Annotated in this window: 16 protein-coding genes; 11 read left to right on the forward strand and 5 right to left on the reverse strand. The window is 59.5% G+C overall.

The window, feature by feature from the left end; genetic code table 11:
- Positions 1-57 precede the first annotated feature (57 nt).
- The 5 genes from ghrA to ACSBQS_RS05235 all read left to right on the forward strand — a co-directional run bounded on the left by ghrA (position 58) and on the right by ACSBQS_RS05235 (position 5,353).
- Positions 58-999, forward strand: coding sequence for a glyoxylate/hydroxypyruvate reductase GhrA (ghrA, locus tag ACSBQS_RS05215; protein WP_072627810.1), 942 nt, complete (start codon positions 58-60; stop codon positions 997-999).
- A 90-nt stretch (positions 1,000-1,089) separates the two neighbouring features.
- The gene (locus ACSBQS_RS05220; RefSeq protein WP_033642709.1) at positions 1,090-1,827 is read left to right on the forward strand and encodes a phosphatase; all 738 of its coding nucleotides are present in this window, start codon (positions 1,090-1,092) and stop codon (positions 1,825-1,827) included.
- Between the two features lie 42 nt (positions 1,828-1,869).
- The gene (locus ACSBQS_RS05225; protein WP_033642710.1) at positions 1,870-2,448 is read left to right on the forward strand and encodes a TorD/DmsD family molecular chaperone; all 579 of its coding nucleotides are present in this window, start codon (positions 1,870-1,872) and stop codon (positions 2,446-2,448) included.
- Between the two features lie 149 nt (positions 2,449-2,597).
- Positions 2,598-3,251 (forward strand): tellurite resistance TerB family protein, encoded by a 654-nt coding sequence (locus tag ACSBQS_RS05230; protein WP_033642711.1) that lies wholly within the window; start codon positions 2,598-2,600, stop codon positions 3,249-3,251.
- Positions 3,252-3,319: 68 nt separating this feature from the next.
- Entirely contained in the window at positions 3,320-5,353 is a 2,034-nt protein-coding gene (locus tag ACSBQS_RS05235; RefSeq protein WP_047026280.1) for a S9 family peptidase, read from the forward strand.
- A gap of 35 nt (positions 5,354-5,388) precedes the next feature.
- On the opposite strand, the gene exoX is transcribed toward ACSBQS_RS05235, so the two are convergent.
- Positions 5,389-6,057: an exodeoxyribonuclease X gene (exoX, locus tag ACSBQS_RS05240; RefSeq protein WP_033644251.1), complete on the reverse strand. Its 669-nt coding sequence runs from the start codon at positions 6,055-6,057 to the stop codon at positions 5,389-5,391.
- A gap of 26 nt (positions 6,058-6,083) precedes the next feature.
- Entirely contained in the window at positions 6,084-6,830 is a 747-nt protein-coding gene (locus ACSBQS_RS05245) for a carbon-nitrogen hydrolase family protein (protein ID WP_434989830.1), read from the reverse strand.
- A 369-nt stretch (positions 6,831-7,199) separates the two neighbouring features.
- On the opposite strand from ACSBQS_RS05245, the gene dksA reads away from it, so the two are divergent.
- The gene (gene dksA / locus ACSBQS_RS05250) at positions 7,200-7,625 is read left to right on the forward strand and encodes an RNA polymerase-binding protein DksA (protein WP_033652008.1); all 426 of its coding nucleotides are present in this window, start codon (positions 7,200-7,202) and stop codon (positions 7,623-7,625) included.
- A 177-nt stretch (positions 7,626-7,802) separates the two neighbouring features.
- On the forward strand, positions 7,803-8,756 hold the full coding sequence (gene pip / locus ACSBQS_RS05255; protein WP_033644252.1) for a prolyl aminopeptidase: 954 nt from the start codon (positions 7,803-7,805) through the stop codon (positions 8,754-8,756).
- Between the two features lie 31 nt (positions 8,757-8,787).
- On the opposite strand, the gene ACSBQS_RS05260 is transcribed toward pip, so the two are convergent.
- Entirely contained in the window at positions 8,788-9,018 is a 231-nt protein-coding gene (locus ACSBQS_RS05260) for a DNA polymerase III subunit theta (RefSeq protein WP_033642715.1), read from the reverse strand.
- Positions 9,019-9,358: 340 nt separating this feature from the next.
- Between ACSBQS_RS05260 and ftnA the strand changes: the two genes are divergently transcribed.
- From ftnA to ACSBQS_RS05280, 4 genes are all read left to right on the forward strand, one after another.
- Positions 9,359-9,877: a non-heme ferritin gene (gene ftnA / locus ACSBQS_RS05265; protein WP_033642716.1), complete on the forward strand. Its 519-nt coding sequence runs from the start codon at positions 9,359-9,361 to the stop codon at positions 9,875-9,877.
- A 293-nt stretch (positions 9,878-10,170) separates the two neighbouring features.
- A complete protein-coding gene (copC, locus tag ACSBQS_RS05270) occupies positions 10,171-10,587 on the forward strand; it encodes a copper homeostasis periplasmic binding protein CopC (RefSeq protein ID WP_434989833.1) in 417 nt (138 codons plus the stop codon).
- A gap of 2 nt (positions 10,588-10,589) precedes the next feature.
- Positions 10,590-11,471 (forward strand): copper homeostasis membrane protein CopD, encoded by an 882-nt coding sequence (gene copD, locus ACSBQS_RS05275; RefSeq protein ID WP_197666367.1) that lies wholly within the window; start codon positions 10,590-10,592, stop codon positions 11,469-11,471.
- A gap of 69 nt (positions 11,472-11,540) precedes the next feature.
- Positions 11,541-11,882, forward strand: coding sequence for a YebY family protein (locus ACSBQS_RS05280; RefSeq protein WP_016928154.1), 342 nt, complete (start codon positions 11,541-11,543; stop codon positions 11,880-11,882).
- Between the two features lie 317 nt (positions 11,883-12,199).
- Here the strand turns inward: ACSBQS_RS05280 and ACSBQS_RS05285 are convergent, their stop codons facing one another.
- On the reverse strand, positions 12,200-13,282 hold the full coding sequence (locus ACSBQS_RS05285) for a tyrosine-type recombinase/integrase (protein ID WP_434989836.1): 1,083 nt from the start codon (positions 13,280-13,282) through the stop codon (positions 12,200-12,202).
- Positions 13,257-13,532 carry an excisionase gene (locus ACSBQS_RS05290; protein WP_015377485.1) on the reverse strand — a complete coding sequence of 92 codons (276 nt, stop codon included), beginning with the start codon at positions 13,530-13,532 and terminating at the stop codon, positions 13,257-13,259. Before ACSBQS_RS05290 ends, ACSBQS_RS05285 begins: the two co-directional genes overlap by 26 nt.
- Positions 13,533-13,551 lie beyond the last annotated feature (19 nt).

Here is a 13,551-nt window from a genome sequence, read left to right on the forward strand (position 1 = left end):
GCGATGAATCGCGGAAGGCTGAAGGAAAACCAATAAAAACAAACGGGAGCCCGCAGTATGAACATCATCTATTACCATCCCTTATTTAACGCCCAGGAATGGCTGACCGGCATCAAGCAACGCCTGCCGCAGGCCGAGATCCGCGAATGGCAGCGCGGCGACGAGCGGCCGGCGGATTACGCGCTGGTATGGCGCCCGCCGCACGAGATGTTAGCCAACCGCCGCGATCTGAAAGCGGTGTTCGCCCTCGGCGCCGGCGTCGACGCCATTCTCGATCAGGAGCGCAAACACCCCGGCACGCTGCCCGCCGGCGTGCCGCTGCTGCGGCTGGAGGATACCGGCATGGCGCAGCAGATGCAGGAATATGCGCTGAGCTATGTGCTGCGCTATTTCCGCCGTTTCGACGAGTATCAGGCGTTGCAGCAGCGGCAGGAATGGCAGCCGCTCGATCCGCACTCGCTGGATGATTTCACCATCGGCATCCTAGGCGCCGGCGTGCTGGGGCAGAGCGTGGCGCGTAAGCTGACCGAGTTTGGCTTTAGCGTGCGCTGCTGGAGCCGCAGCGCCAAACAGATTGACGGCGTGCAAAGCTTCGCCGGGGAGGATCAGCGCGCGGCCTTCCTCGACGGCGTCAAACTGCTGATCAACCTGCTGCCCAATACGCCGGAGACCGTTGGCATCCTCAACCGCGAGCTGTTCGCACAGTTGAGCGCGGGCGCCTACCTCATCAACATCGCGCGCGGCGCGCACCTGGTGGAAGCCGATCTGCTGGCGGCGTTGGAACAGGGGCAACTGGCCGCCGCCACGCTGGACGTGTTCGCCCGCGAGCCGCTGCCGCAGGATCACCCGTTCTGGCGTCATCCGCGTGTCACCATTACCCCGCATATTGCTGCCATCACGTTGCCGCAGCAGGCGATGGATCAGATCGCCGCCAACATTCGCGCGCTGGAGGCGGGGCATACCCCTGCCGGCGTGGTCGACAGGCAACGGGGGTACTGATCCTTCAGCCGCCGTTCGGTAACTGATAAGCTGACACCGTCATCGCGCCCGCCCGCACCGCTGCGGGCAGGCCCTCTGGAAGGAGAAACAATGTATCCCGTTGATTTGCATATGCACACCGTCGCCAGCACGCACGCTTACAGCACGCTGCACGATTACATCGCCGAAGCCCGGCAGAAGGGCATCCAGCTGTTCGCCATCACCGATCACGGCCCGGACATGGCCGATGCGCCGCACTACTGGCACTTTATGAACATGCACGTTTGGCCGCGCCGGGTGAACGGCGTGGGCATTTTGCGCGGTATCGAAGCCAACATCAAAAACCTGCAGGGCGATATCGACTGCACCGGCCCGATGCTGACGGCCACCGACGTGATCATCGCCGGTTTCCATGAGCCGGTGTTTGCGCCGCAGGATAAAGCGTCCAATACTGAAGCGATGATCGCCGCGATGGCGCAGGGGGATGTGCATATCATCAGCCATCCCGGCAACCCGCGTTATCCGATCGACATTCCCGCCGTCGCGGCGGCGGCGGCCAAATACGAGGTGGCGCTGGAGCTGAATAACTCGTCGTTCACCCACTCCCGCAAGGGCAGCGAGGCCAACTGTCGGGCGATCGCCGCCGCGGTGCGCGACGCCGGCGGCTGGCTGGCGCTGGGCTCGGATTCGCACGTCGCCTTTTCGCTGGGTAACTTTGAGCACTGCGAGCGCATTATCGAAGAGGTGGGCTTCCCGCAGGAGCGCATTCTCAACGTCAGCCCGCGCCGGCTGCTGGATTTTCTCGAGCGGCGCGGCAAGCCGGCGATTGCGGAATTGGCCGATTTGTGACATCGTCCCGGCAAAATTTTCCGTATTGAATAAGGCTTTATCATGAATGAGTTTTCGATTGTCTGCCGCGTGCTGGGTACGCTGTTCTACCGCCAGCCGCAGGATCCGCTGTTGGTGCCGCTGTTCGCGCTGATTAAAGAGGGCAAGCTGCAGCAGCACTGGCCGCTGGAGCAGGATGACCTGCTGAAGCGCCTGCAGCAGGGCGGCGACGTCAACCAACTGGCGACCGACTTCAATGCGATGTTCGTCGGCAGCGAATGCAGCGTGCCGCCGTTCCGCTCCGACTATGTCGAAGGCGCAAGCGAGGCTGAAGTGCGCGCCTTCCTGCAGCAGCGCGGCATGCCGCTGGCTGAGGCGCCGGCCGACCATTTCGGCCAGCTGCTGCTGGCGGCATCCTGGCTGGAAGATCAGTCGCAGGAAGATGAAGCGCAGGCGCAGATCGCGCTGTTCGACGAGTTCCTGCTGCCGTGGTGCGGCCGCTTCCTCGGCAAAGTGGAAGCGCACGCCACCACCGGTTTCTACCGCACGCTGGCGCTGATGACCCGCGACGCCCTCCAGGCGATGCGCGACGAGCTGGCCGAGTACGAGCAGGACGACGAAGCGGGCGACGAAGACGCGTAACGCCGCAGCCATCCTGGCGGGCCGCCCGGCCCGCTAAACACAGGTTTGCATCCCCCAGACGTAAATTGACAAAAGATCCCCTAATCTGGCGGTTTACCGTCGGTTCGGCCGCGCCTGCGCGCCGCGTTTTCTCACGCAAGGGGTAGATGATGAAAAGTAACTGGATGCAGCAGATTCAAACGTTGATCGGGCAGAAGGCCGGCGCGATGGGCGGGGCAGAAGGCATCGGCAAACTGCTGGCGCCCACGGCGCTGGGCGGCCTGGTCGGCGTGCTGTTGGCCAACAAATCTTCGCGCAAGCTGGTGGGTAAGTTCGGCAAGAATGCGCTGATTATCGGCGGCAGCGCGGCGGTGGGCGCGGTGCTATGGAACAAGTACAAGCAGCGGGTGAAAGAGACCCATCAGGACGAACCGCAGTTCGGTTTGCAAACCACGCCGGTGGATCTGCGCGCCAAGCGTTTAGTGCAGGCGCTGGTGTTCGCCGCCAAAAGCGACGGCCATATCGATGCCGACGAGCAGCGCGCCATCGATCACAGCCTGGCGCAGCTGCAGGTGGGGGAAGAGGCGCAGGGCTGGGTGCAGGAAGCGCTCGACCAGCCGCTCAACCCGGCGTTAATCGCCCGCAGCGTGCAAAACGAAGACGAGGCGCTGGAGGTTTATTACCTGAGTTGCCTGGTGATCGACGTCGATCACTTTATGGAGCGCGGCTATCTTGATGCGCTGGCGCAGGCGCTGAAGATCCCGGCGGACGTCAAGCAGGGCATCGAGAGCGACGTCAACGAGAAAAAGCGCGAGCTGGCATAGCGCCGCTTGGCAAGCCGGGGGGAATCGTGTCACTCTTGCCGCAATCTATGTAAGCGGATGATTTAGCAATGATGACCCCACCGAAAGCGGAAAAACGGCCTTATCCCATCACTATCCACGGCGATACGCGCGTGGATGACTACTACTGGCTGCGCGACGATGAGCGCGCAGATCGTCAGGTGCTGGACTACCTGCAGGCGGAGAATGCCTACACCGATGCGATGTTGAAGCCGCAGCAGGCGCTGCGCGAAGCCCTGTACGAAGAGATGGTGGCGCGCATCCCGCAGCAGGAACATTCGGTGCCTTACGTGCGCCACGGCTATCGCTATCAGACGCGCTATGAGCCGGGCAACGAATACGCGATTTATGTGCGCCAGCCGCAGGCCGAGAGCGAGCAGTGGGATGTGCTTATCGACGGCAACCAACGCGCCGAGAACCACGAGTTTTACACCCTGGGCGGGCTGGACGTCAGCCCCGACAATCAGCGGCTGGGGGTGGCGGAGGATTTCCTGTCGCGCCGCCAGTATGACATTCGTTTCAAGAACCTGGCCGACGGCAGCTGGGCCGACGAAGTGCTGGAAAACACCTCCGGCAGCTTCGAGTGGGCCAACGATTCCTCGACGGTGTACTACGTGCGCAAGCACGCCAAGACGCTGTTGCCGTATCAGGTTTATCGCCACGTAGTCGGCAGCGATCCGCAGCAGGACGAGCTGATTTACGAAGAGCAGGACGATACCTTCTACGTCGGGCTGGAGAAGACCACCTCCGAGCGCTTTATTCTGATCCACCTGAGCAGCACCACCACCTCGGAGATCCTGCTGCTGGACGCCGATCGGGCGGATGCCAAGCCGCAGCTGTTCGTGCCGCGGCGCAAGGATCACGAGTACGCCATCGATCACTATCACCAGCATTTCTATATCCGCTCCAACAAGGACGGCAAGAACTTCGGCCTGTACCAGAGCGAGCAGGCGGACGAAGCGCAGTGGCAGACGCTGATCGCCCCGCGCGCCGACGTGATGCTGGAGGGCTTCAGCCTGTTCCGTGATTGGTTGGTGGTCGAAGAGCGCAATGCCGGCCTGACGCTGCTGCGCCAGATCCACTGGCAAAGCGGCGAAGAGAAGCGCATTGCCTTCGACGATCCGACCTACACCACCTGGCTGGCGTATAACCCGGATCCGGAAACCGCGCTGCTGCGCTACGGCTATTCGTCGATGACCACCCCGACCACGCTGTACGAGCTGAACATGGACAGCGGCGAGCGGACGATGCTCAAACAGCAGGAAGTGAAGAATTTCACGCCGGACAACTACCGCAGCGAGCGGGTGTGGGTGAAGGCGCGCGACGGCGTCGAGGTGCCGGTTTCGCTGGTGTATCGCCAGGACAGCTTCCAGCGCGGCGCCAACCCGCTGATGGTGTATGGCTACGGCTCTTACGGCAGCAGCATGGATCCGGCGTTCAGCGCCAGCCGCCTGAGCCTGCTGGATCGCGGTGTCGTGTTCGCGCTGGCGCACATTCGCGGCGGTGGCGAGCTGGGGCAGCTGTGGTATGAAGACGGCAAGTTGTTCAACAAGCAGAACACCTTCAACGACTTTATCGACGTGACCGAAACGCTGGTCGCCCAGGGGTACGGTGATGGCAAGCGAGTGTTCGCGATGGGCGGCAGCGCGGGCGGCCTGCTGATGGGCGCGGTGATCAACCAGGCGCCGCAGCTGTTCCACGGCGTGGTGGCGCAGGTGCCGTTCGTCGACGTGGTGACCACCATGCTGGATGAGTCCATTCCGCTGACCACCGGCGAATACGACGAGTGGGGCAACCCGAACGAGCAGGCCTATTACGACTACATCAAGCAGTACAGCCCGTACGATCAGGTGAAAGCGCAGGAGTACCCGCATCTGCTGGTGACCACCGGCCTGCACGATTCGCAGGTGCAGTATTGGGAGCCGGCCAAGTGGGTGGCCAAGCTGCGCGAGCTGAAAACCGACGATCGGCAGCTGCTGCTGTATACCGACATGGATGCCGGCCACGGCGGCAAATCCGGCCGCTTCAAGGCCTATGAGGATATTGCGCTGGAGTACGCCTTCATTCTGGCGCTGGCGGAATAATAGCGTTCGGCGGGCGGCCTGCGCCGCCCGCCGTGTTAGCCAATCAGATAGTATTTCAGCGTGTGTTTCATGTCCGGGCTCAGATCGTCGATGGATTTCAGCATCCAGCGCAGATAGCCGGGGTCTTCCTGGGCGATGCGGTCGATCTCCTGCCCGCGATACTTGCCGAACTTGAACTTCTTCAGCAGCACCGGCTGTTCGGTGATCTGCACCATTTGCTCCGGCGTCCAGCCCGAATCCTTGATGATGCGTTGCAGCAGCGCGGCGGTGACGTAGCAGTCATACAGCGCGCGGTGCGGGTACAGCGTGGCGTCTGCCGGCAGCTGCACGTCCAGATTCAGCGCGTAGCGCAGATACTGGTTGCCGTACTTGATGTCCGGATACAGCGTGCGCGCCAGCTTGAGGGTGCAGATCCAGGCGCCGTTCATCTCCGGCAACACCCCGCGATCAAAGGCGGCGTTGTGCGCCACATAGTAGGGGCTGCCCTGATAGCGGCCGATCGCCACCGCAATGCGCGGTTTGCCTTCCACCATCTGTTCGGTGATGTGATGAATAGCCATCGCGTCGAGGCTGATGGGGCGGTCCGGGCTGATCAGGTCGCTCATCGGGTTGGTCAATTGGCCGTCGAGCAGATCGAGGGAGGCCACTTCCACCACGCCGCCGTCCAGCCCGCAGGTCTCGGTATCTATTACGCGTAACGTCATGCTTTCCTCCGCGTTGCCGTCAGGTTTCAGCTTAACCGGCACAGGCGGCCGTGCCAACCGTCGCGGGTCTTGCCGGCGATGATAAGACCAGGGGCGTCATCCGGCGCGGCAACCAAAAGCGCTCCCGTTTCATCCCAGATGGCGCTGCGGCCTGCCGGGATCCAGCCTCCGGTCGGCGCCGCATGGTTGGCCATCAGCGTGACCATGCCATAACGACGGGCATAGCCTGCCAGCGCAGCGCTGTCTTTCGCGTAACCGGCTTCAGATACCAGCACGCCGGCGGCATAAATCTGCGCACCCGCCAGCGCGGCGGCGCTTGCGTGGCCGGGTTGCGAGGTGTCGGCGCAGATAGCCAGCGCGATGCGTTGCCGATGTATTTCCAGCAGCGTGCCGCCATTACCGGGCAAGAACCGTTGCTGTTCCGCGCCGTGCAGATGTTGTTTGGTATAGGCGGCCACCGCGCCGTTGGGGGAAAAGATCAAGGCGGCGATATGCAGCGCCTGGCCGCTGCGCAAGGGTGCGCCGACGATGATCGTCATCTGATGCGATTGCGCCGCCGCAGCGAGCGGTTGCAGACGCGGATCGCCCAGCGTCAGCGCCAGTTCGGCAGCATCGGCCAGCTCATAGCCGCTTAGCGACAGTTCGGGAAAAAACAGCAGTTGCACCTGCTGTTCGGCTGCCTGCGCGACAAATTCAAGGTGACGTTCAAGGTTGCAGGCGATATTGGCCGCAGCGGCGGGGTATTGGGCTGCGGCGAGGGTAAAGCAGGGCATTGGCCATCTCTCCAGTGAGGCAATAAAAAACCCGCCTTGGCGGGTTTAATGACGGATGGAAGGACGCTTACTCACCAGACGGATGCGCTTTTTTGGCGCGTTTCTCCGCACGTTTCTCTGCGGGGGTTTTCAACGGCTTCTTCTTCGCATTTTTTTTGCTATCCATTCCCTTACTCATGATGGCCTCTCGTTACCTATGATTGGGTGGCTTGCTCAGCCATTAACCGCCTAAAGCCGACAGGATGCAAGCGACAAAGTGCAAGTAGTATGTAACCGGCTGTTTGCACGTGAAATTTTGTTTTTGGATGACCGGGTGCTTAAAATAATTATTATGTTATAATATTACACTTTTAGGGTTCGGAGAACGCAATGACAGTGATGACATTACCGGATGCGCAGCAACTGCTGGCCATGCCGGATTCTGATTACATGAACTCGGTTCAACGGGCTTTTTTCCGCCAGCTGCTGCAGGATGAGCGGCAAAAACTGCTGTTGCACATCGATGAGCTGAAGAAGGCGATCGACAGCGGCGAAGCGACGGGCGATGAAGCCGACAAGGCGGCGCGCGAAGAAGAGCTGCGCCTGTTGTTCCGCCAGTTGGATCGCGAAAGCCGCCTGCTGCCGAAAATCGATGCGGCGCTGGCGCGGTTGCAGAACGGCGAATACGGCTACTGCCGGGAAACCGGCGAACCCATCGGCTTGGCACGCCTGATGTTGCGCCCGACGGCGGAGCTGAGCATCGAGGCGAAAACGGCACAGGAGATGCGCGAGCCGCATATGCGTAAAGGCGTGTAGGCGTAACAAGGCGTGAACTGATCGGGCCTGTGGGCATTTTGCAGGCGGGTCGTTGCGATTTTGAGCAAACGCGCGCCGAGTTCCCGGCGCGCGTTCGAGTTTTCAGGTTTTACCGTTGACCTGCCGGGCGGCTTCCGCTTTGATGAAAGCATGACTCACAGAGAGACGGAAAGCGCCATGGAACAATTACGAGGTTTGTACCCGCCGTTAGCGGCATACGACAGCGGTTGGCTGGACACTGGGGATGGCCACCGGATCTACTGGGAGCTGAGCGGCAACCCGAACGGGAAACCGGCGGTCTTCATTCATGGCGGGCCGGGCGGCGGCATCTCTGCGCATCATCGCCAGCTGTTCGATCCCGAGCGCTACAAGGTGCTGCTGTTCGATCAGCGCGGCTGTGGCCGCTCCCGTCCGCACGCCAGCCTGGACAACAACACCACCTGGCATTTGGTGGCCGATATCGAGCGGCTGCGCGAAATGGCCGGCGTCGAGCAGTGGCTGGTGTTCGGCGGCTCCTGGGGATCTACGTTGGCGCTCGCCTATGCGCAGACCCACCCGGAGCGCGTCAGTGAAATGGTGCTGCGCGGTATCTTTACCCTGCGCAAGCAGGAGCTGCATTGGTATTACCAGGACGGCGCTTCGCGCTTCTTCCCGGACAAGTGGGAGCGCGTGCTGTCCATTCTGTCGGATGACGAGCGCAAAGACGTGATTGCCGCCTATCGGCAGCGGCTGACTTCAGCCGATCCGCAGGTGCAGCTCGAAGCGGCCAAACTGTGGAGCGTGTGGGAAGGGGAAACGGTGACGCTGTTGCCAAGCCGTGAATCCGCTTCGTTCGGCGAGGATGATTTCGCGCTGGCGTTCGCCCGCATTGAAAACCACTACTTCACGCATTTGGGGTTCCTGGAGAGCGATGACCAACTGCTGCGCAACGTGCCGCTGATCCGCCATATCCCGGCGGTGATCGTCCACGGCCGCTATGACATGGCCTGCCAGGTGCAGAACGCCTGGGATCTGGCCAAGGCCTGGCCGGAGGCGGAGCTGCATATCGTGGAAGGGGCGGGGCATTCGTTTGATGAACCGGGCATTTTGCACCAGCTGATGATCGCCACCGACCGGTTCGCCGGCAAGTGACACGAAAAACCCGCCGTAACGGCGGGTTTTGTTATTTGGCCTTCGGTTCGTAAGGCAGACGCGAAAACTTGTGGGATTCCGCGCGGTAGTGCGCCACGCGCTCGCGAAAATAGTCGCGCAGCGGCTCCGGCTGCTCGCGCTCCACCACTTCCGGGATCACCGGCATGTTGTAACGCTCTTTGTACGCCACGCCTGAGGCGGCGAGATCCACATTCACCCTGTCCATTTCTTCTTTGGACAACTCGGCCAGATTGTAACCCACCTTATGCTCCTTACTTTGCCGCATTGAATCTGCGCAGAAGGTAATCCACCCGGCGGCGCTTGGCAAGCCCGTTGCGCCGCGGCGGCGGGCGATATTTATCCAAGAGTAATGCAATCTATTTATTCTTTTAAATAAGAATGATTCGCTTTATGATTAAAATAAAAGATCTAAATAATTCTCATGTTAATTACCAATAACTCCATGATATTTTAACTTATTGATATAATTTGTTTTTGTAATTGATTTGGTTTGAATGTAAATAAGGTGTTTTTATTTTTACGGCGACAGGGCATAATGCGCGAAAATTAAATTCATGACCTGCAAAATAAAAGGAATGATTATGCTGACGCAAGAAATGACTCAAAAGCTGAATGAGCAACTGAATCTGGAGTTCTACTCCGCCAACCTGTATCTGCAGATGAGCGCATGGTGCAGCGACAAAGGCTTTGAAGGCGCCGCCGCATTTCTTAAAGAGCACTCTCAGGAAGAGATGCAGCATATGCAACGTCTGTTCGACTACCTGAGCGACACCGGCTCTCTGCCGCTGCTGGGCACCATTGCGGCCCCGCCGGTGGCGTTTGAGTCGCTGGCGGACGTGTTCGAGCAGACCTACGAACACGAGAAGCTGATCACCCGTCAGATCAACGAGCTGGCGCACGCGGCAATGTCCTCGCACGATTACTCCACCTTCAACTTCCTGCAATGGTACGTGGCGGAGCAGCACGAAGAAGAGAAACTGTTCAAATCCGTGCTGGATAAGCTGGCGCTGGTGGGCACCAGCGGCAAAGGCCTGTTCTTCATCGACAAAGACCTGAAGAAAATGGGCGCGATGGGCCAGGGCGGCAACGGCCAGGCCTGATCCCTGACTGAACATTGAAAAACCGCGCGCGGGGCAAACCCGACGCGCGGTTTTTTTTACCCTGCGTTTATCGCGGTTATGCGGCGATACGTGCTGCCGGATCGCAAAATGCCAGTGATGCGCTCGACTTGCTGAGGCGTGCTCGCTATGATTTACCGCGATACGCTACAGGGATGGTAGAGTCAAAACAGCGGGTTAGCCGATACAACCCGTTTTTCTGTTTACCCGTGGCGCAATCATTTGCGGTGGGTTGGGGCCGCTGATACATCGCCTTGGCTGTGGCCTTAACCCTTATGACCCTCTTTATATTGTTAAGGGATACCACTGTGATCGGTAAAATTCGTTCCTCCTGTCGCCTGCTTTCCACCGTTTTCGTCCTGTTCGTTGGCTTGTCTTCACAGCAAGCGTTGGCGCACGCTCACCTGAAAGTGGAAACGCCGAAGGCCGACGCCAGCGTCAGCCCGGCGCCGAAGGCGCTGACTCTCAGCTTCTCCGAAGGCATCGAGCCGAACTTCAGCGGCGTGAAAATCATCGGCCCGGATAACGCCGTGGTGAAAACCGGCAAGCTGCAGCTCGATCCGAACAACAACACCCAGGTCAACGTGCCGATCGAAGGCGAGCTGAGCGCGGGCAAATACAACGTCAGCTGGCATGTGGTGTCGGTCGACGGGCATAAAACCAAAGGCCAGTACAGCTTCACCGTAAACTGATCGTGAGTCTGGCGACTCTGTTCGTTCTGTGTCGCTTGGTGCACTTTGCGGCGGTGATGCTGATGTTTGGCATCAGTCTGTTCACCGCCTTATTGGCACCGCAGCGCCTTTCCCCGATCCTCTCCCGCGATGTGCGTCCGCTGCTGCTTGCCGGCACCTGGATTGCCGGGCTTTCCGCCGTGGCGCTGCTGGCCATTCAGGCTGGGCAGATGGGTGACGGTTGGCAAGACGCCTGGCGGCTGGAGGTTTGGTGGGCGGTGCTCGGCACCACCTTCGGCGAAGTGTGGCGCTGGCATCTGGGCCTGTCGCTGCTGGCGCTCCTGAGCCTGCTGCTGCCGGAACGGCCGCGCGCGCAGGCGTTGGCGCTGTGCTCAGCGCTGCTGCTGGTGAGCCTGGCGTTCATCGGCCACGCGGCGATGCACGAAGGCGCGCTGGGTGCGCTGCACCGCGCCAACCATGCGGCGCACCTGCTGGCCGCCGGTTACTGGTTCGGCAGCCTGGCGCCGCTGCTGGTTTGCCTGCGCTACCTGCAACCGCCGCAATGGCGCAGCGACGCCATCACCACGCTGATCCGTTTCTCGCGCTGGGGGCACCTGGCGGTGGCGGCGGTGATTGTTACCGGCATCGTCAACAGCCTGATCATACTCGGCGGTTGGCCGCTTAATCTCAGCTCGCCTTATCAGCGCCTGCTGCTGATCAAAACCGCGCTGGTGGCGCTGATGGTGATGGTGGCGCTGGCAAATCGCTACGCCATCGTGCCGGCGATGAGCCGCGTACCGGCGCTGGCGCAGCGCGGGGTGGTGCTGGCCTGCTGGCTCGAAGTCGGGCTGGGGATGGCGGTGCTGCTGCTGGTCAGTTTATTTGCAACCTATGCGCCGGTTTGACATTTCAGCTTGCCGCAGGCCGGCAAGCTGCGGGAAAATCGACGCGAATAGCAACCTTAAGGCCATCACATGAAATCGGTATTACTCGGCATTACGCTGCTGGCAACCGCGACCGGCGCGCTGGCGGCAGACAAACTGGTTAACATCACCAAACTGGAGTACGGCAAACAGTGGGCGTTCACCAAGGAAGAGGTGACGCTGCAGTGCCGCAGCGGCGGCGCGCTGTTCGTGCTGAATAACAGCACCCTGATGCAATACCCGCTCAACGACGCGGCGGAGCAGCAGGTGAAGAAGGGCCATCAGCGCGCACAGCCGCTGGACGTGATCCTGCTGGACGATCCCGCTGAACCGGGGAAGAAAATGAGCATGGCGCCGTTTATCGAACGCGCCGAGAAGCTGTGCGCTGACTAACCGCTTGTTTGCCAACGCCTTGCCCAGCGCGCGCAGATTGATGCGCATTTGCCGCATAGTTATTTCGTCACGAAACTATCACGCGGCCGCCGGGCGGCTGGCAAAACTGGCGCGGTAGGCTACTCTTAAAGTGCACGGCTGAACAAGCCCTGCATTAAATGCCAACTTTTAGCGCACGGCTCTCTCCCAAGAGCCATTTCCCTAGACCGAATATAGGAATCGTATTCGGTCTTTTTTTGTGTGATTGATTTATAAGTGTTTTTTTTTGAAAAAATCGAAATTACTCGAAATTTACTCGAATTTTGATATTCGGTCTTTTACAACATTACGTACTCTTTACCCCTCGTATTGAGATATTTCAACGTCATCGTTTCTGATGAATGCCCCAGCAGTTTTTGCGCAAAATCTTTCCCTCTTTCCTTCTCATACAGCCGGCCAGCCAAACTGCGGATCTCGTGAAAGGTCGGAGGACTTTCCTCGAACGACAAACCTGAAGCCTTCCGCGCCGCAACAAATTTTTTCGTTAGTCCATCAGGATGCAGTGAGCCGTCAGGGCTGTTTTTGCGGATTCCTGCGCTGATCATAAAGTCTGTCGTGCTGACTAACCTGCATCGATCGATCACTGTCCCGAGGCGAAGGCCTACGATTTTCAGCTCCAGATCGAGGGGTAGGGAAATCATGGCGCCAGTCTTCCCTTGCTCGACAAGCAGTCGACCATCTACGACATGGCTGAAACGCATCTGAGTCAGATCTTCGCGGCGCTGACCAGAAACCAAAGCCAGATCCATCGCCAAGCCGAACCAGGGCGGCATTGTGTCTGCTGCACCACGAATAGGCCCGTATTGTGCCAGTTCCAAGCGTTCCCGCTTCACCACGACTTTTGCGGCGCGGGTAGGCGTTACGGGATTGTTTTCGATATGACCTTCAACGATTGCTTCGCGGAATATATCGGACAGTACTGAACGCATGGTGGCAGCCATTGTTTTTTTGTCCTGGGCGATCCAGAACTCCAGAAACTCGGCGACGTGTCGAGTCGTGATTTTTGAAAGCACCAAGCCGCCTAAGCGCTCGCGGATAATGGCAAGTTGCCCGGCGCGCACCTTGTAAGTGTTTTCGGCAAGCTGGCGGCGTTTGAATATTACCTCGTACCGTTCGATCCAAGAATTCAGTGTGTACTCATGGCTGCCTTTGATTTTCTCCAGTAACAAGACAGGAGAGTAGTTCTGTTCGATGTAGTGATTAGCTTCGATCGCCTGCGCAATGGCGTCACGGCGTGCAATCTGCCCCAGGGATATCTCCCTCTTGGTGACTGGGTTGCGCCAATAGAAGGATTTTCCCTTGCTGCGAAACGTTAGGTTTTTTGGCAAACGCATGTCATAACCCTCCCTTCGCCGTGCCATTGATCACTTTCTCCATGAACGCGAGCCTCGCGGGATTTGGGCTCTGCGCTTCCTTTATTTTTCTCCCCAGGTTGAAGTCCTTGGGGTTGATGTAAATAGTCCCTGGTGTCAGCCGGTACTGCTTGCCGTGCTTCTCCGCCGGCGGGTAGAAGTTTCCGTTGCGCGCCCAGCGCCAGAGCGTCTGGATGCTTGGTTTTTTATCGGTGTAGTTATCATCTCGCCATTCTTCGAGAGTCATCCATTTAGCCATTGGTCATGCCTCACTACTC

Source organism: Serratia sp. H402Y (assembly GCF_051172415.1).
Lineage (GTDB): Bacteria > Pseudomonadota > Gammaproteobacteria > Enterobacterales > Enterobacteriaceae > Serratia > Serratia ureilytica.

Excerpts from the sequence above, each read along its gene's own strand:
- ghrA (WP_072627810.1), top strand. The coding sequence starts at position 58 with ATGAACATCATCTATTACCATCCCTTATTTAACGCCCAGGAATGGCTG.
- ACSBQS_RS05220 (WP_033642709.1), top strand. The coding sequence starts at position 1,090 with ATGTATCCCGTTGATTTGCATATGCACACCGTCGCCAGCACGCACGCT.
- ACSBQS_RS05225 (WP_033642710.1), top strand. The coding sequence starts at position 1,870 with ATGAATGAGTTTTCGATTGTCTGCCGCGTGCTGGGTACGCTGTTCTAC.
- ACSBQS_RS05230 (WP_033642711.1), top strand. The coding sequence starts at position 2,598 with ATGAAAAGTAACTGGATGCAGCAGATTCAAACGTTGATCGGGCAGAAG.
- ACSBQS_RS05235 (WP_047026280.1), top strand. The coding sequence starts at position 3,320 with ATGATGACCCCACCGAAAGCGGAAAAACGGCCTTATCCCATCACTATC.
- exoX (WP_033644251.1), bottom strand. The coding sequence starts at position 6,057 with ATGACGTTACGCGTAATAGATACCGAGACCTGCGGGCTGGACGGCGGC.
- ACSBQS_RS05245 (WP_434989830.1), bottom strand. The coding sequence starts at position 6,830 with ATGCCCTGCTTTACCCTCGCCGCAGCCCAATACCCCGCCGCTGCGGCC.
- dksA (WP_033652008.1), top strand. The coding sequence starts at position 7,200 with ATGACAGTGATGACATTACCGGATGCGCAGCAACTGCTGGCCATGCCG.
- pip (WP_033644252.1), top strand. The coding sequence starts at position 7,803 with ATGGAACAATTACGAGGTTTGTACCCGCCGTTAGCGGCATACGACAGC.
- ftnA (WP_033642716.1), top strand. The coding sequence starts at position 9,359 with ATGCTGACGCAAGAAATGACTCAAAAGCTGAATGAGCAACTGAATCTG.
- copC (WP_434989833.1), top strand. The coding sequence starts at position 10,171 with ATGACCCTCTTTATATTGTTAAGGGATACCACTGTGATCGGTAAAATT.
- ACSBQS_RS05280 (WP_016928154.1), top strand. The coding sequence starts at position 11,541 with ATGAAATCGGTATTACTCGGCATTACGCTGCTGGCAACCGCGACCGGC.
- ACSBQS_RS05285 (WP_434989836.1), bottom strand. The coding sequence starts at position 13,282 with ATGGCACGGCGAAGGGAGGGTTATGACATGCGTTTGCCAAAAAACCTA.
- ACSBQS_RS05290 (WP_015377485.1), bottom strand. The coding sequence starts at position 13,532 with ATGGCTAAATGGATGACTCTCGAAGAATGGCGAGATGATAACTACACC.